Origin of the sequence: Corynebacterium sp. HMSC059E07, assembly GCF_001814395.1 — a bacterium.
GTDB lineage: Bacteria > Actinomycetota > Actinomycetes > Mycobacteriales > Mycobacteriaceae > Corynebacterium > Corynebacterium hesseae.
The window spans coordinates 76,512-94,103 of sequence record NZ_KV816315.1; the positions used below are offsets into that span (position 1 = coordinate 76,512).

Consider the following 17,592-nt stretch of genomic DNA (forward strand, 5'->3'; position numbering starts at 1 on the left):
TGTCGAATCGGAGGGAGATTGAGAAAGTAGAGAACAATACTGACTAATTTTTCGCTAACTGACAACTATTAACTCTGTGCAATAAGAAGGATACTCCTCATAGCAACACATGATCAGTGTGTCTTTCTTCCTATTTCAGTCAGCTCAAAGAGTCGACTTTAGCGGACCTCTTCCCAACTGCTCCCCAAGTGAGATAAACGCCGGTACAAACAAGAAATGCTGCAAAAAGAACGCCAGCAAGGGAAAACGAAACCTTCAGAGAAATCCCCGCCATCACATGCCCCAATGAGGAACCAAGGATGGGCCTGACCCCCGACGTGTCTACTCTCCGGGGGTCAGGCCCCAAGCCCACCCGTGGAGTTCACAACCTATATAGGAACACGCCCCGACGAGGTGACGAGAATCCCCTCGTCGCTGTCGGACGGCGGTTTCCCGACCGGTGGCCCGGCCGCCGGCAAACCTCACCCGCGGCCGCCCGGGCCCTGTCCATGGCCAAGCCCAGTCTGGTGCCCCCGGCGCCAACGACTTCCGGTGCCACCCCGGGACGGTGAATTGCCCGTCATCCTCATTCCCGGGACCGGGTCGTCGAACAGCTCATCGGTACCGGTGCCTCGAACCACGGGCCCCGGGAGCACAGCGCAGCCGATCGCTTTGACGTCCACCCCGAGATGCGCCACGGATACTCCCGAAACGCCGGCAAAACGAACGCGCTTGCCTGGGAACAGCAGATCTCCGGTTCCATGCTGCTGAATGAGCTGACCATCGGCGACATCACTCGACCGAGCGTGCGGTACACCTTCCTGGGCACGCGGCACGACAATGCCGTGCTCCCCCACTAAAACTCCTTCGTGCGGGAACCCGGCGTCACCAACATCACCGTCCAAGACGTGTGCCCCGCCCACCGCACCGAGCACTACGGCTTCAATTACGCCCCTGTCGCCCAGGGCATCGTCGAGGACCCGCTGACCGGGACGGCGTGGCGGGACCACTGCACCGGTACCGGACCGGAGCGATAGTCCTCGACGGACGAGGATCAGGCGCCCGGGGAGCCTCCCGTCCGGCACGTCCACGACTCGGCGTAGCGGCCGCCCTTCGCCAGCAATTCATCGTGCGTGCCCCGTTCTGCGACCGTCCCGTCCTCCGAAAGCACGACGATGAGGTCGGCATCGCGGACGGTGTGCAGGCGATGGGCGACGACGATCACGGTGTGATCGCCGCGCAACGCTTCCATCGTGCCGACAATCGCCTGCTCAGTGGCCGCATCCAGCGAGGACGTTGGCTCGTCGAAAAGCACCACCGGGGAATCCTTCAGAAGCGCCCGGGCGATGGCGACGCGCTGCCGCTCGCCTCCCGACAGCAGCGTCCCCTCCTCCCCCACCGGGTTATCCCACCCGGAAGGCAGCAGCTCCACGATGCGGTCCACCCCGGATCGCCGGGCGGCCTCGCGCAAGCGGTCTCCGTCGCCGGGCTTGGAACCGAATCCGGGGTCGGCGAAGACCACGTTGTCCCGCACGGACGCGTCGAAGAGGAACGTCTCCTGGAACACCGGGGTCACCAGCGAGTTTACGCCGTCGGTGCCGATCCGAGGCAAGGGCACCCCGCCAATGAGGATCTCCCCCGAGTCCGGATCATGAAAACGCGACAGCAGCCGCATGACCGTCGTCTTGCCCGCCCCCGACGGTCCCACTACGGCAACCAGTGCTCCCTGAGGTGCACGGAAGCTGACGCCGTCGAGAACCTTCTTATCCCCGTACCCGAAGCTCACGCCGCGGAACTCCACGTCATGCCCGTCGGGCAGCTCCGGTGCGGCAGGCTCGGGAAGGGCGGGGATCGCCCGCAGGTCACGCAGCGCAGCCAACGTGTTGCGGCCCGCGCCGAAACCGCCGGACAACGCTCCCGCCGTGGTGATCGGTCCGGTGAACTGGACGACCACAATGAGCATCGGCGCCAAATGCGCCGGTGACATCCCGCCCGTCGCGGCGACCGCCACGGCGACGACCACCGCCGCCGTGAACACCGCATGGACGACCGAGCCCAACCGTCCGATGGCCGCGCCTTGCGTCGACGTCGCCTTCGCGAACGCATCGTGTTGGGCCTGGATCGCCTCATCCACCATCGCGTCCGCCGCCGAACCGTCGCCCGCGGCGCGAATCACCTGCTGGCCGCGGGTGAACTCGATCAGCCTGCCGGAGACGGCAGCTACGGCGTCAGCATGCGCTTCGTCCGACTCCCCGCCAACCCGGCCAATGGCCCGGTAGGCGAAGAAGAGCACCGGCGCCGACGCGACGAGAACCAACCCGACGCGCCAATCCACCGCCAGAATTCCGAGAGCGATGACGGTCGGCGCAACCACAGCAGCGATGACGGGCCTCAGGATCACGTGCGGCACGGACGCCGCGAACGCCATGCCCGAAGACGCCATCTCCGAAAAGCGGCCGGCCGTGGACTTGGTGACGTACCCGAGTGGCAACGTCAGCACGCGTTCGCCCAGGGAACGCAGCAGGGACGACAGCACCGCTGCGGAATTCGCCCTGCCGACCGTCCCCGCGGCGAGGGACAGCACCGCATGGGCGGCCGCGAGGCCGGCGATGACGCCGGTGAAACGCCACGCCGTCGCATCATCTCCCACGGCCAGAGCCGACAGCAGCGGCAGCAGCGCGACGAACGCCGCACCCTGTGCCAGCGCGGCAAGCGCGGCCAACGCAATGAGCCACGCCAGCGTCATCTTCGAGCGCCGATCCGTCATCGACCACAAGTCCCGGATCATCGGTTCCCTGCCTTTTCATCGTCTGCTTCAGTGCCCCGCGGGGCGGATGGTTCGTCGTCGAGCGCGAACGCGCGCCACAGATCCCGGTAGCGGCCACCGCGCGCAAGCAACTCGTCGTGGGTGCCCGCCTCCGCGACCGCTCCCCCATCGAGAACGAGGATGCGGTCGGCGTTGCGGATCGTGCTCAATCTGTGCGCAATCACGATCACCGTCCGCGAACGAGCCAAACGCTCGATTGCGGACTGAATGAGGGCCTCGGAAGCCGGATCCGCGTAAGCGGTTGCCTCGTCGAAGATGAGCACCGGCGCGTCCGTGACAATCGACCTCGCGATGGCCACGCGCTGCGCCTCACCACCGGAAAAGGTCACGTCGACGTTGACCACCGAATCCAGGCCCTTCGGCAGCGCCGCGATGACCGTATCGAGGTTCGCGAGCTTCGCGGCCGCCATGATTTCGCCGTCGGTGGCGTCTCTCCTGGCCAGCCGGATGTTCTCCCGCAAGGGCAGCGTGAGCAACTGCGGATCCTGGAACACCACCGACACCGAACGGTGCACGTCGCGCACGGCGATGTCGCGAAGATCGTCGCCGCCCAGCAGCACCGAGCCTTCGACAGGGTCGTGGAAACGTGCCAACAGCCGGGCGACGGTGGACTTTCCGGAACCGGAGGACCCCACCAGCGCCGTGAGGGTCCCCGGTTCGAACGTCGCGGACATCCCGTCGAGGACCCGCGGCCCATCCCCGTAGGAGAAGACCAGGTTCCGAACCTCGAGCGCGCCCCCGCGCGCGGGCACCGGATCGGCGGGCTCGGCGATCGGCGGCGTGCTCAGCACCTTCGCAATGGACTTCAGAGCGGCGAGCCCCGCGATGATGGGTTCGGAGTTCATGGCCACCCGCACGATCGCCGCGGAGAGTCCAAGGCCGAGAACCAGCCCGGCGACGAGACCCTCGGGTTTGCCGCCCGCGGTGTCCCTCAAAGCGAGGCCGGCGCCGCACACCACTGCGAGGACCGTGATCGGGGACGTCACCACGTCGATGAGCCCGAGATAGATGTTCGACTGCCGGGACCAGGCGGACCACGCGCGGACGAACGACGACGCCGCAGCATCGTAGCGGCCCGCGCCCTGGTTGGCGCGTCCGAAGGACTTCATCACAGGGATGCCGCGCACCAACTCGATGACCGCAGCCGTCACTTTTTCAGAGGCTCGCTCGTAGTCGCGCTGAAGATCGGCTCCGCGCGAAATCATCATGCCCATCAGGGCGAAGGTGACCAGCACTGGGACGACCGCCACCGCCGCGATCCGCCAATCGACCGCGACGAGCGCGATGAGGGAAAGCAGGGGAACCAGCACCGCCACCACGGTCTCGCCGACGGTGTGGCCCATGAGCTGGTGGACGGCCGCGACGTCCTTCTCAACCGACCCGATGATCCCCGACGAGCGCCGGGCGTCCAGCCAACCCAGCGGCAGCTTCCGGATATGGGCAACCAACCGGCGCCGGAGGTGGAGCTGCAGGTCGTTATCCGCCCGGTGCGAGAGCATGCCGGCGGCGCCGTCCGCAGCCATTCGCACCGTCGCGGCGACGACGATGACAACCACGGCCAACCACGTCCGATGCACCGGGGCCTCCGGGTACGTCATCGCGATGTCGATGATGCCGACCAGCGAAGCGACGGTAGCCACCGACGACAGGACGGACAACGCGACCACCGCACGCATCCGGGTCCGGATCGGGGCGAGCAGCGACCACGGGCCGACGGTCCCGTCCACGGCGCTCACTTCCCCGCCTCCCCGATCGCGCTTTTCTTCGCGAGAGTGCAGAAATACACCATGCCGGCGCGTGAGGCTCCGTCCAGCTTCAGCCCGTTGGCTTCGGCGAGGTCCTCGAGCTCGCTGCCCCGGAACACCCGGTGGCCCATCTTCGCCATGACGGCCATGTCGACCCGCTCGTTCACGTCGGGATCCTCGACGAACGTCTGCACGTAAGCGATGCCGCCGTCGGCGAGCAACCCGGAGACCCTGCCGAGCGCGGCTCCCGCATCCTTCATTTGGTGGAGCGCGCCACACACCCAGATTTCACAGGCCCCGCCGGGCTCTCCCGCGAGCGGCGTGAGGATGTCGGCAACGTGGAATTCCGTCCGGGCCCCGAGCCCGTCGGCGGCGGCGCGTTCGCGGGCGATGCGGATCGCATTGGGCGACAGGTCGTAGCCGACGATGTTCGCCCTGCGATAGCGAGACTCAGCGGCGAGCGTGCGGGCGAGCCACCCGGTTCCACAACCGAGGTCGAGGACCCGGGCCGGCGCATCCGGCCCGGGATCCAGCGCACGGAGCTTCCGGTACACGGCGGCGGCGTCCATCGGTTCGCGCGCATAGCGGCTTAGGAACCTCGGCTCGACCTTGTCCTCGTAGGCCGCGAGGAGCCTGCGGTTGTTCTGGACGATCTGGGCGATCGACTTCATCTGGTTCTGTCTCCGGGTGTGTGGGCCGCGTCCACGCGGCGGTTTCGGGTTAGATGCTCGGATTCGCGGGCCGTCATGCAGACTCCCCCGGCCTCGTTTTCACGGCGATGCCCCACGCCGCGAGCACGGCGATACCAAAGAACCAGGCCGCGCAGACCACCAGACCCGCAGCCCCGGTGCCGTTGACGGCCTCGCCGGCCGCGGATACGGGGGTGTGCCCGGCGATTCCGCGCAGGAGGGGACGGAAGTGGTCGGCGGGCATGAGCACCGTGTTGACGAACATCGCAACGATGATTAACGGGATGAGGGCCACGGAGCCCTGGGGGCTGGTGATGGAGAACGCGATGTACGTGCCGGTGCATGCGGCCGCCGCGGCAACCATCGCGCCGGTCACCGCGATCCTCCACCACCAGGACGCCTCAGGGGGGCTGTCGGAAAGCAAGGCGGCCACCGCCGCGACGACGACCGACATCGCCATGATCCGGATGAACTCAGCGATGATCCGTGCGACCGGCACGGCCGCGTACGGCGCCGGCATGGTGATCAACCGCTCGTGGAGGCCATTGCTGCGTTCAACGAACACAGTGGACGATCCCGTGATGGCCAAGATGAACGCCCACGTCGTCACGACCAGGATGACCGCGTTCGGGAGTTCGAACTCTCCGGTGAGCTGCCTGACCAGGCTACCGAACATGCGGTTGACGATGAACAGGTACACGAGCGGAGCAATGAACGTCATGAACCAGAAGTCGGGGCGCCGCAGCCAAATGTGGGCAATGCGCCGCAGATGCACGAAGATGGGGCCGATCATGATTCGCTCCTCGAGGTGAACCGGCGGATGAACAAGACGATTCCGGCGACCGCCGCGACACCGAGCCACAGGGCTGCCTCTTCCCCGGCACTATCCGGGAAGGCATCCGGGGACGCCGCCCTGATCACCTCGATGATCGGCGAAAACGGCATGTGACGTACGACGTCGCGCAGGGAGCCGTCCAAAGCGGTCGCCGGAATGAACGCGGTGGAGAACATGAGCAGCAGCATTTCCAGCGCCTGGATCGATGAGGCTGTCGACACCGGGGCGGGCACCATCAGGATCACCCCGTCCGTGACCAGGGACAGGACCGCGGCGGCGAGCAGTGACCACAGGACTGTCCACGCGACGTCACCGAGAGCCATGTCGAGGCCGCAGGACCACGCGACGACCAGCAGCGCCGCGATCGACGCGGACATCCGCAGCACATCGGTGGCGAGCCTGCCGGCGACATAGCCGCCTGTGGCCCCGGGCAGCACGCGCACGCGGTCAACGAGCCCGGATTCGACGTCCTGTCCCACCGCCATCGCCGACGCCGCGGCGGTGAACATCGCCGCCTGGAACAGGCAGCCGCCGAGCACGAAACGCAGGTACCCGAAGCCGGATTGCCCTGCCGAGTACCCAAACACCGCGTACAGGCACAGCAGGAAGAGGGGAGGAACGACGAACATGGAGATCAGCGACGCGGTGTTGCGTCGCAACAGCAGCAGATCCCGACGGAGGAACGCCGCGACCGACGTCGCACTCATCGCGCCGCACCCCCTGCGTTCATCGATATGAATACCTCGTTGAGGGTGGGTGGCGACACGCTCAGCGAATCCGGCAACGCTTCCGAGGCCTCCATCGCCTGCGCCACCGCCTCGAGGACCTGCGGTCCGGGGTCGACGTCGAGGGACACCGACTTCCCCGCGACGCGGGCGCCGTCCAGGCACGTTCGTCCGAGGCAGCGGGCGAACGCCTCCGCCTCGGCGGTGGTGGCAAAGGACACGCGGAGCACGTGCGACCCGAAGTCGCGGCGCAATTCCTCCGGCGTTCCGCTGGCGACGATGCGGCGGTCCTTGAGCAGATGGACGTGGTCTGCCAGCGCCTCCGCCTCTTCCAGGTACTGGGTGGTCAGCACCAGGGTCATTCCGTCGTCCCGCAGTTGCCGGATGAAGCCCCACAGCTCTTCGCGGCTGACCGGGTCCAGCCCCGTCGTGGGTTCGTCGAGGAACAGCAGCCTGGGCACGACGCACAGCGACGCGGCGATGTCGAGGCGGCGCCGCATGCCACCTGAATAGGCCGACGCCAGCGTCGAGGCACTGTCTGCGAGCGAGAATTGCGCGAGCAGTTCCGTCGCGCGGGCGGCCGCGTCGGCGCGGTCGAGTCCGCGCAGACGCCCGAAGAACTCCAGGTTCTCCCGGCCGGTGAGGTTCTCGTCGATCGCCGCGAATTGGCCGGTGGTGGCAATGTCGGCACGCACGCCCGCCGGGTCCTCTTTCACATCGCGCGAGAAGATGCTCACCTCGCCGGAGTCTGCGGTGATGAGCGTCGACAGGATTCGGATGAGGGTGGTCTTGCCTGCGCCGTTGTGGCCGAGGAACGACACGATCGACCCGGCGGGCACGGTGAAGCTCACGCCGTCGAGCACATGCTTGCGCATCCGGGCACCGCGCTTTCCCTTGCGCCCGCCGTCCGGCGGAGCACCTGCCCCGCCTTCGGGCGCGGTGCCGGCTGTGCCCGCAATCGGGTAGCTCTTCGTGAGGTCGCGGACGACGATCGCCGCACCCCGTTCAGCTTGATCCGTCATCGTTTCTCCTTTTCTTTGGTGTCGCAGTGGGCCGCTGCCGGCAGTGGCCCCGTGGTCGGGTTGTCATGCGGCGTTTCGATATGGATGCCTGCATCGCGGGCGAAGGCGAGGACCGGTTCGAGGAGCCGGGGGTGGCTGACGAGATCCCGGCACCCCGGCGCGACCGGCTTCCCCGCGACCGACGCAACGGTGGCGGCGGCAATGGCCGCGGTCATTTTGTAGGAACCCGGGCCAGTCGCCCGGACGACGGTTGTCTCGGCCGCCGACCCCGCATCGCCCGCGCCGGCGGAGGACAGTGCGATGACCAGCTCGGCGGGTTGCGGAGTGCCGTTCGCCCGCGCCTTCCGCGACGTCACGGCCGCCCCGAGACGGGCGAGCAGACCGGAGACGACGGGCATCGCGTACAGTCTCGACGTGCGGATCTTCTCCACCGACTCATCGGGGAGAGCATCGAAGGCGACGTGGTAGGAAAATCCGAGGATCGAGGGGCACACCCCGCGTACGACGTCGATGTCCGGGCATTCGTAGCCGATTCCGCTTTGCGACGACACCAGGTTGCGCCGCACTTCGACGATGGCGCCGCCGAGCATCGCGCGGTATCCGCCGCGAATGGTCCGGAACATCGACTCGACCGACGCGGCCCCGGATTCCTGGTCGGCGCCAATTCGCAGATCGACCCGCACATCGCGGACCTCTTCGGCCCCCGCAGCGCAGGCCCCGAGCATCAACAGGGCCGTCGACAAGCCCGGGCACAGGCCGAACCCGGTGAGCACGGGAACCCCCTCCCGCCGAGCATCCCCGTCGAGGGCCATGATTGCGCGGCGGGCGTCGATCGAATCGTTGACGTCGATGTACCCGGTGCCTGAGTCGATGCAAGCACGGGCGAGTGAGTCTGCATGCACCTCGAACGGGCCGATGCCGGCTTCGGCCAACCGAGTCGCAGCCGCCACCGCCTCCGAATGGACCCGGCCGTACGGGACGAGGACGTCCCGCCGATTCTCGACGAAGGTGATCCCCTTCTTCGTCTCATCGGCCTTGTCCCGAAGCACGTCGCTGATGGTCCGGATCGTGTTCACTGGTACCTCTTTCGGTTGCCGGCGCCATGCCGGTGCCGGGCGGACCGGGCCCGCATGGCGCGACCCGGAGGATGTGTCTGAAGGGTTGAAGCAACTGGGTGGGGCGCGTCTCCGTACAGGCTCGGAAACGCTCGCGGGCTCGGGGCCCGCCGGTTCCGGGTGCCCGTCAAGTCACTGCGGACACCAGGGCGGCAACGAAGGCCGCGGCGGACGCTGCAGCCGCGAAACCGTCACGCACTCGCCAGGGGTGATCGGTGCGGAAGGTACGTCGCGGATGGCGGCCGAAGTTGCGCATCACCAGGGTCAGGGACAGCTTTTCGGCGCAGCGCACGGCGCTGACGAACAGGGGAAAGGCGATGCGCGCGGGCGTCGTCGCGCGAATGAAGCCGGAGCGGAAAGACTGCCCCGGTCGCATCGAGCGCAATCTAATCGCCCATGTCAGCTGGGGGATTTCGCTGCGCAGGAACGCCGCGATGCTCACCCCGGAAATCGCTATGGTGCACCATGTGTAGGGCACCCGGAGGCGTTGCACCATGGCGTCGAAAAGCTCCTCGACGCGCATACACGCGGAGACCAGGACCGTCCCCGCAAACACGGCCGTCAGTAGCAGTCCGTGATGGATGCCGTGGCGGACAGCCTCCGCCGGATCCCCACTGCCGTAGAACTCGGAGCGCCACCCGAGCAGGCCGAAGAACACCCCGATCAACAGGACGAGGAGGACCTTCCCCGCCGTCGCCCGAACGTCGCGTTCCGCGATCGCAGCGAGTGCGAGGAACGCGACCCCCGTCAGAGCGAGAACGGCGTCTCCGCCGGAGAGCAGCCCGGCGACGAGGACGAGCATCACCGCCGCGACAATCGTGATGGCGTTCAACCCCGCGCGCCTTCGAGCGGCGGATCCACTGGTCCAGGGGCTTTCGTCCAAGGACGTCCGTGCGCCGGCCGCGGGCAGTGCGCGATCCCGCCGGGACGACTCCGGGGAAGCCGGCACGTCGGCTGCGGGACCGGACCAGGCGACCTTCCCTTCGGCGACGATGCTCGCCCGATCCGCCCACGTTCGCGCAGCACGGCGGTCGTGGCACGTGAACACAACGGTTCCGCCGGCCCCTGCGTATTCCGCTAGGGCATCCAGTACGATGCGCGAGCTCGGCGAATCCAGATGCGCCAACGGCTCGTCGAGAAGCAGCAAACGGCGATTGGCCGCCACCGCCAGGAAGATGCCCAACCGTCTTTTCTGTCCGCCCGACAGGACGAACGGCGAGACGGGGTCAAGTGCCCGGGGGCACAAGGCTTCCCGCAGTTTCCACAGCTCATCGGCGCCGAGTGGTCCGTGCGGGTCCGTGCCGGCCAGCGCGGAGTCGATTTCCGCGGCGACGGTCGCGCGGGTGAACTGGTGCTCGGGGTTCTGGAACGCCAACGACGCGAAGGCGTCGGGGACGCGCCGGGCGGACGCGCCGTCAATCCGGAGGTCCGCTCCCGCCTTCATCTGGCCCGACAGCACCGCCAGCAAGGTGGACTTACCGACTCCGTTGGCACCGACTAGGGCATGAATCTCGCCCCGTTCCAGTGTCAGATCGGCCCCGTTCAGGATCCGCTCCCTGCCCCGGGCCACATGGGCTCCGGTCAAGGCCAGCAGTGGAACGGCGTCCGCCTCCGATTCCGGATCGGCGCCATCCCCGGCTCCCCGGGGCCTTCGCCGCCGGTCCGGACTGAGACGGTCCGGTGCCCCCGTGCCCGGCGTACTGGCGTCCGGCGCTCCGGCGGTCGCGGCCGACGTCGCAATGCCCTTCACCGCGATACCCTCCGGCGCTCCGTGCGCGGCGACGCTCCCGTCCGCATCGAGGATTGTCACCGTGTCGACCCACCCGTCGAACGGACGGAGGTCGTGCTCGATGAGCAGGATGACGCGCCCCGGGGCCCGCAAATCACGGATGGCGGCGAACAGCGCCCGCCGACCGTCCTCGTCGACGTGGGCGGCGGGCTCGTCGAAGATCATGACCTCCGGCGCCCTGGCCACCGCACCAGCGATGGCCATCCGCTGGCGTTGCCCGCCCGACAAAGCCCACGGATCCTTCTCCGCGAGCTCTGACAGCCCGAGCTCCGATAGAGCCTCGGCTGATCGCTTGGCGACGATACCGGCTTCCACGAGGGAAAACTCGAGGGCCATGGCCACGTCATCGACGACTCGGAGCGTGAGCACCTGCGTCGCCGGGTCTTGCCCGACGAAGGTGACCCGGTCCCCGTCCACGGGGCGTTCGGTGCCGTCGGCATCGACGATGTGCACGAATCCGGCATGGTCGATGGGGATGTGCGAGGGAATCAGTCCAGCGATGAGGTGGGCCAGGCTTGTCTTTCCGCATCCCACGGGTCCCGTGATGGCGTTGATCGTGCCGAAATCGAAGGAGAGATCCACCATGTCGGGTGCCCATCGCCCATCGGCGTGCCGCACGCCCGCGCCCCTAACCCGTAACCGGGCCGGGGCCGTCCCGCGTGTCGCACCGGCGCACGCGGGTGCTCCGCCGGTCACCGGGTGACCCCGCGGCTGCGAAGCCCCTTTGCGACGGCAAAGCCCAGGACCAAAAACACCAAGCTCGAGGCCAAGGCTACGGCGAAGCTGATCAGGGTCATGGGCGTGGTCGGCGAGTCGACGCCAACTGCGCGCGGGGCCATCGTTCCCATCAGCGCGGAGAACAACATCGCCGACGCCACGAACTGGGTACGCGTCCACCGCCGGTACAGGGTGACCATGAATGGAAGCTCGATGAGCAATCCTTCCATGATCAGCGCCCCGATCGCGGCGACGCCGAACGGGGTGGTCGCCGCGGACACGACGCCCATGGCAAGGCACGCAATGAGGCTCGCGCCAGGCTTGCGGACGACGATGAGGGGAACGACGCACTGCAGGAACCACAACCCGAGCGTCGCCGCGACGAGATAAACGTGGGCGATGCCGGCGAACACCTGCAGGTAGGTCAGGGGCACGACGACGAGAGACCCCGCGACGCCGATCGCGGCGGCGACGAGCATATCGCGGGTGGATGGTCGGCCACCCGCTGCGACCGGTGCGACGTGTACCAACCGCCCGTCGTCCGTCTGCGACGCCACCGCGTCGCCGTCGCCCGTCCCGTCCGGGCCCGCGTCCCCGACTCCCCCTCCGGAGAGGGGTTCTCTGGTCGATCCACGTTTTCTGTTCATCGTCGCCGCCTCGCTTCCGTTGCCGATTCCCGATCGGAACATAACTTGAAACAGTATTAGGTTAGGCAATCCTTATCAACTTATGCCAGACTCGAATTATTGACTTTGCCCCCGCTTCCCCCCATTACGTTGTTAGCAGTTCCACCTCAGGGCACCGAAGATTCATAGCCTGTCCACCCGATTGGGCTGGTTATGTTTATTTCCGGTCCCTCCGTCTGAAAGGACAGTGGAACTAGTCGCTGGCTTCGGTATGGCTTGTTCCCGCCCCTGTCTGAAAATGATCCGGGGGTGATGCCGCCGAAGACAGTGACATCCTCAAACTGCTAATAGGAACCCGACCCAGCCCAGGTGGTATGAGGTCTCACAGTAATGTGGATGCCAGCGCAAGCATGTCCGACAACCCCAGCGATGAAGCTTAAATAGTCCAACTTCTCATTCATCGCTAGGAGGCATACACCCATGGCCTATGACTTCGTCATTGGCGTAGACGTCGGCAAATACTTCCACCACGCCTGCGTCCTCGATCCCCAAGGCAGGCAAGTCCTGTCCAAACGCATCAATCAGCATGAAGGCTCGCTACGCAAGCTCTTCGGCCAATTCCTCGCCGACAACGCCTCGGTCCTTGTTATTCCCAACAACATCGGCCGGTTGACCGTCGCAGTCGCCCAAGACATGGGGGCAGATGTTCGCCATCTACCAGGGCTTGCGATGCGGCAGCTCTCTCGCATCCACGTCGGCAACTCCAAGACCGATGTACGCGACGCCTACGTCATCGCCCATGCCGGTCTTAACCTTCCAGATTCCCTGCGCAGTGTCGACCGCGTTGAGGAAGTCTTTATCCAGCTGATTTAGGCCGTGACAGCGGCATCCTCCGAGATGGGCTCGATTCCCAGGCGGTTGAGCATGTAGAGCACGCGGGCGCCGAGGTCATCGGCCAGCTCGCGGGTCTCCTCCACGGTCTCGGCGGTGGCGATGTCCCAAATCTTGATGTCCTTGCCGGCCTCGTCGCGCGGGATCTCGCGGCCCAAGTACACGATGTAATCCGGGATGGTCACCAGACGCAGGTCCTCGAGGTAGCGGTCCGGGTGCTCCGCCATGCCGCGCTCTTGGAGCACGTGGGCCATGTGGGAGTCGGGGTCGTTTTCGGGGTGGGCTACGGCGGCGTCGACAAGCAGGGCCTCGCCGGCGTACTTCTTCGTCAGCGCTACGGCAGCCTGCGCCAGCGCGTGGTCAGCTCCTGCGGCGAAACGCACGTGGATGCGGTGGGTGCCGAAGTGCTCGCGGACCTCGCGCTCCACCATCACGGGGATGAACTCTTCTAAGGTTGCGCCGGCCTCGTGGCGCTCAATGGTGGCGTCGAGGAAGGAATCAATCTCCTGCGCGGTGTACTCGTGGCCATAATCTGCGTGCAAGTCTTGGCGCAACGTATCGAAACGGCGGGCATTCGGGGAAGTCATCTCTAAACTCACTTTCTGTTCGCCTATTGTTAACCTGCTGTTAACTTTAATCAATCGTTGAGCGTCCGACAAGTTTTATGTGCGGCGTCCCGGCCCCGTGCGCTGGCGAAACCTCCCAAAGAAAGGCCAAAGGCCTGCCGGGTGTTCCGGCAGGCCTTCCTGGATTGTTCCTTCTTCTTATCGGGAATGCGCGTTGCGCGACTGCGCAGCTTGAGGTGTTCCTCGAGCCGCTCCGGGGACATCTTCCACATGCTGCGGTCTGCACGCTTCTTCTTGCGCTGGGCCATGCCGTCACCTCCTTCCATCGAGGTGTCTCAGCATAGCGCGCCACGGGGACTAACCCGTACAGGCCGCACGCGGCTTAGTGGCCGCGCTCCTGCTCCAGGGCCTTGCCCTCATTCCAGAACGGGGCCAGCTTGTTATCGAACATGCTCAGCGCGGACGCGATGGCCATGTGCATGTCCAGGTACTGGTAGGTGCCCAGGCGGCCACCAAAAAGAACCTGGTTCTCGCGGGCCTCAGCGGCGGCGAGCTTGCGGTAGGCCTCCAGCTTGGAGCGGTCCTCCGGGGTGTTAATCGGGTAGTACGGCTCATCGCCCTTCTCGGCAAAGCGCGAGTACTCCTTCATAATCACCGTCTTGTCCTTGGGGTACTTATCGGCGCGCTCCGGATGGAAGTGGCGGAACTCGTGGATGCGGGTGTAGTCCACGTCCGCATCGTTGTAGTTCATCACCGGGGTGCCCTGGAAGTCACCGGTCTCCAGCACCTCCAGGTCAAAGTCGAGCGTGCGCCAGCCCAGCTCACCCTCGGCGAAGTCGAAGTAGCGATCCAGTGGGCCGGTGTAGACCACCGGCGCGCTTGGCGACGCCCCCCGCACCTCCTCGCGCACGTCGAACCAGTCGGTGCCCAGACGGACGTCGATAAGCTCGTGCTCCGCCATCTTCTCCAGCCAGGCCGCGTAGCCGTCGACGGGCAGGCCCTCGTAGGTGTCGTTGAAGTAGCGGTTGTTGAAGGTATAGCGCACCGGCAGGCGCGTGATGTTGCCGGCCGGCAGCTCCTTCGGGTCGGTCTGCCACTGCTTGGCCGTGTAATCACGGATGAAAGCCTCGTAGAGCGGGCGGCCAATGAGCGCGATGGCCTTTTCCTCCAGGTTCTGCGCCTCATCTACGGCGAACTCGCCGGCCTGCTCCTTGATGAGCTCGCGCGCCTCATCCGGGGAGTAGTAGCGGCCGAAGAACTGGTTAATCAGGCCCAGGCCCATGGGGAACTGGTAGGCCGTGCCGTCGTGCATGGCGAAGACGCGGTGCTGGTAGTCGGTGAAGTCGGTGAACTGGTTGCAGTACTCCCACACGCGCTTGTTCGAGGTGTGGAAGAGGTGCGCGCCGTACTTGTGGACCTCGATGCCGGTCTCCGGCTCGGCCTCCGAGTAGGCGTTGCCGCCCAGGTGCTCGCGGCGCTCGACGATGAGCACCTTCTTGCCCAGCTGGGAGGCTGCGCGCTCGGCCACGGTCAGGCCAAAGAATCCAGATCCAACAACGATGAGGTCATATGCAGTCATGGGCATCAGCTTAAAGCAGTAACGCGCATAGAACGGCGGGTGACACCCCAGCGAGAAAACTCGCGTGTCACACCCCTTTCACTCTGACATCTGACGTAACATTTGTCCCGTTAGTTAACTTTTTGCGCTCCTCTTAACCTCGTGGCGCACACCATCCTAGGGAGTAACAGTGCACCTCAAACGTCGTCTTGTTCCCGCGAAATCGACGTGGTCCACGCCGGTTATCGCTACGGTCACCTCGATCGCTGTAGTTGCTGCCGCAGCCGTGGGCGGCCAAACCCTTATCCACACCCAGGAAGCGGGCAGCGGGCCCATCGAAGTGAGCTCGGCCTCCGAATCCTTCGGATCTGGCGAAACGGTCGTGGTGGATGACCCGGCCATCGCCGCCCAAGGCGAGGGCGAAGGCCCGCGCGCCGTCAAGCAATTCCACCGCGATGAGACCTTCTCCTCTTTTGCCGTGACTTGGAAGGGCGCGCGCGATGTCGCTGCCTTCGTCCGCGCCAAGCAGCCAGACGGGTCCTGGTCCGAGTGGTACGACATGGACTCAATGTCCTACAACAACGATGATCCGAACGCCACGAACGGCACCGAGCTCATCTTCGTGGGCGATACCAACGACGTGCAGGTCTCCATCAACAATGTGGATCTGGTAACCGGGTCGAATCTGGACGAAGAGTTCACCGAAACCCCCGTTGAGGACGCCGCGCTTGACGACGCCTCCTTCAACGTCGGCGACATCGCCCCCGTCGCCGAGACCGAAGAACTTCCCGTCAATAGCGACGTGGAAGGCCTGGAGGCTGTCTTCATGGACGGCAACGCCCAGGAGGGCGAGGTCATTGAGCCGACCGCCGAGACCGACGGTATGCCGCGCGTGGTTTCGCGCGCCGGTTGGGGCGCGGATGAGAGCATCCGCTGCTCGAGTCCCACCTATGACGATGGTGTGGAGGCCATTGCGCTGCACCACACCGCGGGCTCCAATAACTACACCCGCGCGCAGGCGGCCGCGCAGGTGCGCGCCGCGTACAAGTACCATGCGCAGAACCTGGGATGGTGCGATATCGGATACAACGCGCTGGTGGATAAGTACGGCACCATCTACGAGGGCCGCTACGGCGGACTCGATGAAGCCGTGCAGGGTGCGCACATCGGCGGCTTTAACAAGAACACGTGGGGTATTTCCATGATCGGCAACTACGAGACTGCGCAGCCGACGGAAGCCCTCTTGGAATCTGTCACCGACCTCGCCGGCTGGAAGGGCGCCATTTCCGGTGTCGATCCGACCTCCCGCGTCTCCCTTCGCTCGGAAGGCTTCGGTGGTTCGCGCTACCCAGCAGGCGCCTCTGCCCCCGTCTATGGCCTCTTCGGCCACAGCGACGTTCACTACACCGCGTGCCCGGGGCGCTACACCATCGCCCAGTGGCCGAAGATCCGCCAGGCGGCGCACAAGAAGTACCTCGCCATCAAGTCGGGCGCGTCGGGCTCGACGTCAACGGACTGGGGCAGCGGCAATACCTCTACCCCGGATTCCTCTGGCTCCACGCCGAACGGAAACGCGCCGTCTGCTCCCGCACCGGCTGCCCCGGCACAGGAGGCAACGTCCTCGCTGGGCGATACTGAAATCCCGATGAGCACCGTCACCGCACTAGTCGGCCTGGCTGGCACGCTCTTCGCCATCATGTATGCCCGCTCGGACCAGCAGATTGACACGGATAAGACGGTCAATGGGCTGCCGGTGGAGCAAATTCCTGGCATCGTGACCAAGGTGCTATCCCTGAGCAAGAACGAAGGCCTGAAGCAAACGTGGACGGCAGTTCTCAATGCCATCGGCCCAGCACTTGGCCTGGCAGTTGGCGGTCCGGATGAGTCGGCAGGCATCATCTACCAGCTCTTCCAAAACGGCATCGTGCTCAGTTCCGAAGACACCGGTACGCACGCGCTCGTGGGACGCATCGCCAAGGAATGGGCGTCCGGCAACAACTCGGCGACGCTCGGCTTGCCGACGTCCGACGAAGTCCCCACCGGCTTCGGCAAGGAAGTCCGCGTGCAGTTCCAGGGCGGTTCCATTGTCTACAACCCGGAGACTGAGCAGATTCAGGTGTTCACGGACTAACCCCAAAGCACCCCAAGTCTAAGCGGGATCGCCGATGTAGCGGGAGCCGCCTGATGGCTTCCGCTTCGGCATTTATTTGGGCTTGGGGTTTAGGTATCCGGGAGGGCTGAACCTAAAAAGTCCCCTGTGGTCTGCTGCTTCAATGCTGCCTGTGCCGCTTGGTATGCCGGCTGCGAAGTAATCGGCTCCGCCCAGGGTGGTACATACCCCACCCCGCCCCGCAACCTAAAGACATAGCCGGCACCAGTCGGCTTATCCGGGTCATCATCATTGATGCCATTGTGATAGGCACACAACATCGTCAGATTCGGCGGATCCGTCGTCCCACCCGCCTGCCACGGCATGAAGTGTCCCAGGTTTTGTTCCGTCTGAGTAGA

Annotated in this window: 15 protein-coding genes and 2 pseudogenes; 3 read left to right on the forward strand and 14 right to left on the reverse strand. The window is 65.7% G+C overall.

Features of this window, described 5'->3' with window-relative positions; genetic code table 11:
* Positions 1-461 precede the first annotated feature (461 nt).
* Positions 462-836 (reverse strand): hypothetical protein, encoded by a 375-nt coding sequence (locus tag HMPREF2967_RS13110; protein ID WP_141746424.1) that lies wholly within the window; start codon positions 834-836, stop codon positions 462-464.
* A 12-nt stretch (positions 837-848) separates the two neighbouring features.
* Between HMPREF2967_RS13110 and HMPREF2967_RS13115 the strand changes: the two genes are divergently transcribed.
* Positions 849-1,016 carry a hypothetical protein gene (locus tag HMPREF2967_RS13115; RefSeq protein WP_154736589.1) on the forward strand — a complete coding sequence of 56 codons (168 nt, stop codon included), beginning with the start codon at positions 849-851 and terminating at the stop codon, positions 1,014-1,016.
* A gap of 17 nt (positions 1,017-1,033) precedes the next feature.
* On the opposite strand, the gene HMPREF2967_RS07640 is transcribed toward HMPREF2967_RS13115, so the two are convergent.
* The 9 genes from HMPREF2967_RS07640 to HMPREF2967_RS07680 all read right to left on the reverse strand — a co-directional run bounded on the left by HMPREF2967_RS07640 (position 1,034) and on the right by HMPREF2967_RS07680 (position 11,922).
* Positions 1,034-2,767 (reverse strand): ABC transporter ATP-binding protein, encoded by a 1,734-nt coding sequence (locus HMPREF2967_RS07640; protein ID WP_070517736.1) that lies wholly within the window; start codon positions 2,765-2,767, stop codon positions 1,034-1,036.
* Entirely contained in the window at positions 2,764-4,542 is a 1,779-nt protein-coding gene (locus tag HMPREF2967_RS07645) for an ABC transporter ATP-binding protein (protein WP_070624346.1), read from the reverse strand. Before HMPREF2967_RS07645 ends, HMPREF2967_RS07640 begins: the two co-directional genes overlap by 4 nt.
* Positions 4,539-5,222 (reverse strand): class I SAM-dependent methyltransferase, encoded by a 684-nt coding sequence (locus HMPREF2967_RS07650; protein WP_070624347.1) that lies wholly within the window; start codon positions 5,220-5,222, stop codon positions 4,539-4,541. The genes HMPREF2967_RS07645 and HMPREF2967_RS07650 overlap by 4 nt, the downstream gene beginning before the upstream one ends.
* 73 nt (positions 5,223-5,295) lie before the next feature.
* Positions 5,296-6,033, reverse strand: a complete 738-nt coding sequence (locus HMPREF2967_RS07655) for an ABC transporter permease (RefSeq protein WP_070523826.1) — start codon at positions 6,031-6,033, stop codon at positions 5,296-5,298.
* The gene (locus HMPREF2967_RS07660; protein WP_070517740.1) at positions 6,030-6,782 is read right to left on the reverse strand and encodes an ABC transporter permease; all 753 of its coding nucleotides are present in this window, start codon (positions 6,780-6,782) and stop codon (positions 6,030-6,032) included. The genes HMPREF2967_RS07655 and HMPREF2967_RS07660 overlap by 4 nt, the downstream gene beginning before the upstream one ends.
* Complete coding sequence (locus tag HMPREF2967_RS07665; RefSeq protein WP_070685895.1) at positions 6,779-7,822, reverse strand: ABC transporter ATP-binding protein; 1,044 nt, start codon at positions 7,820-7,822, stop codon at positions 6,779-6,781. The genes HMPREF2967_RS07660 and HMPREF2967_RS07665 overlap by 4 nt, the downstream gene beginning before the upstream one ends.
* Positions 7,819-8,898 carry a saccharopine dehydrogenase family protein gene (locus HMPREF2967_RS13010; RefSeq protein ID WP_232770733.1) on the reverse strand — a complete coding sequence of 360 codons (1,080 nt, stop codon included), beginning with the start codon at positions 8,896-8,898 and terminating at the stop codon, positions 7,819-7,821. Before HMPREF2967_RS13010 ends, HMPREF2967_RS07665 begins: the two co-directional genes overlap by 4 nt.
* Positions 8,899-9,064: 166 nt before the next feature.
* Positions 9,065-11,311, reverse strand: coding sequence for an ATP-binding cassette domain-containing protein (locus HMPREF2967_RS07675; protein ID WP_232770745.1), 2,247 nt, complete (start codon positions 11,309-11,311; stop codon positions 9,065-9,067).
* A gap of 107 nt (positions 11,312-11,418) precedes the next feature.
* Positions 11,419-11,922: an ECF transporter S component gene (locus tag HMPREF2967_RS07680; protein ID WP_230307979.1), complete on the reverse strand. Its 504-nt coding sequence runs from the start codon at positions 11,920-11,922 to the stop codon at positions 11,419-11,421.
* Between the two features lie 627 nt (positions 11,923-12,549).
* Between HMPREF2967_RS07680 and HMPREF2967_RS07685 the strand changes: the two are divergent.
* Positions 12,550-12,936, forward strand: a pseudogene (locus tag HMPREF2967_RS07685) (IS110 family transposase); the annotation flags it as partial.
* A gap of 2 nt (positions 12,937-12,938) precedes the next feature.
* Here the strand turns inward: HMPREF2967_RS07685 and HMPREF2967_RS07690 are convergent.
* The 3 genes from HMPREF2967_RS07690 to glf all read right to left on the reverse strand — a co-directional run bounded on the left by HMPREF2967_RS07690 (position 12,939) and on the right by glf (position 15,105).
* Positions 12,939-13,547 carry a three-helix bundle dimerization domain-containing protein gene (locus HMPREF2967_RS07690; RefSeq protein WP_046647606.1) on the reverse strand — a complete coding sequence of 203 codons (609 nt, stop codon included), beginning with the start codon at positions 13,545-13,547 and terminating at the stop codon, positions 12,939-12,941.
* Between the two features lie 50 nt (positions 13,548-13,597).
* Entirely contained in the window at positions 13,598-13,834 is a 237-nt protein-coding gene (locus tag HMPREF2967_RS07695; protein ID WP_046647607.1) for a hypothetical protein, read from the reverse strand.
* A 74-nt stretch (positions 13,835-13,908) separates the two neighbouring features.
* Positions 13,909-15,105, reverse strand: a complete 1,197-nt coding sequence (gene glf / locus HMPREF2967_RS07700) for a UDP-galactopyranose mutase (RefSeq protein WP_046647608.1) — start codon at positions 15,103-15,105, stop codon at positions 13,909-13,911.
* Positions 15,106-15,274: 169 nt separating this feature from the next.
* On the opposite strand from glf, the gene HMPREF2967_RS07705 reads away from it, so the two are divergent.
* Entirely contained in the window at positions 15,275-17,215 is a 1,941-nt protein-coding gene (locus HMPREF2967_RS07705) for an N-acetylmuramoyl-L-alanine amidase (RefSeq protein ID WP_070685897.1), read from the forward strand.
* 89 nt (positions 17,216-17,304) lie between these two features.
* Here the strand turns inward: HMPREF2967_RS07705 and HMPREF2967_RS07710 are convergent.
* Positions 17,305-17,592 (reverse strand): annotated as a pseudogene (locus tag HMPREF2967_RS07710) (hypothetical protein); the annotation flags it as partial.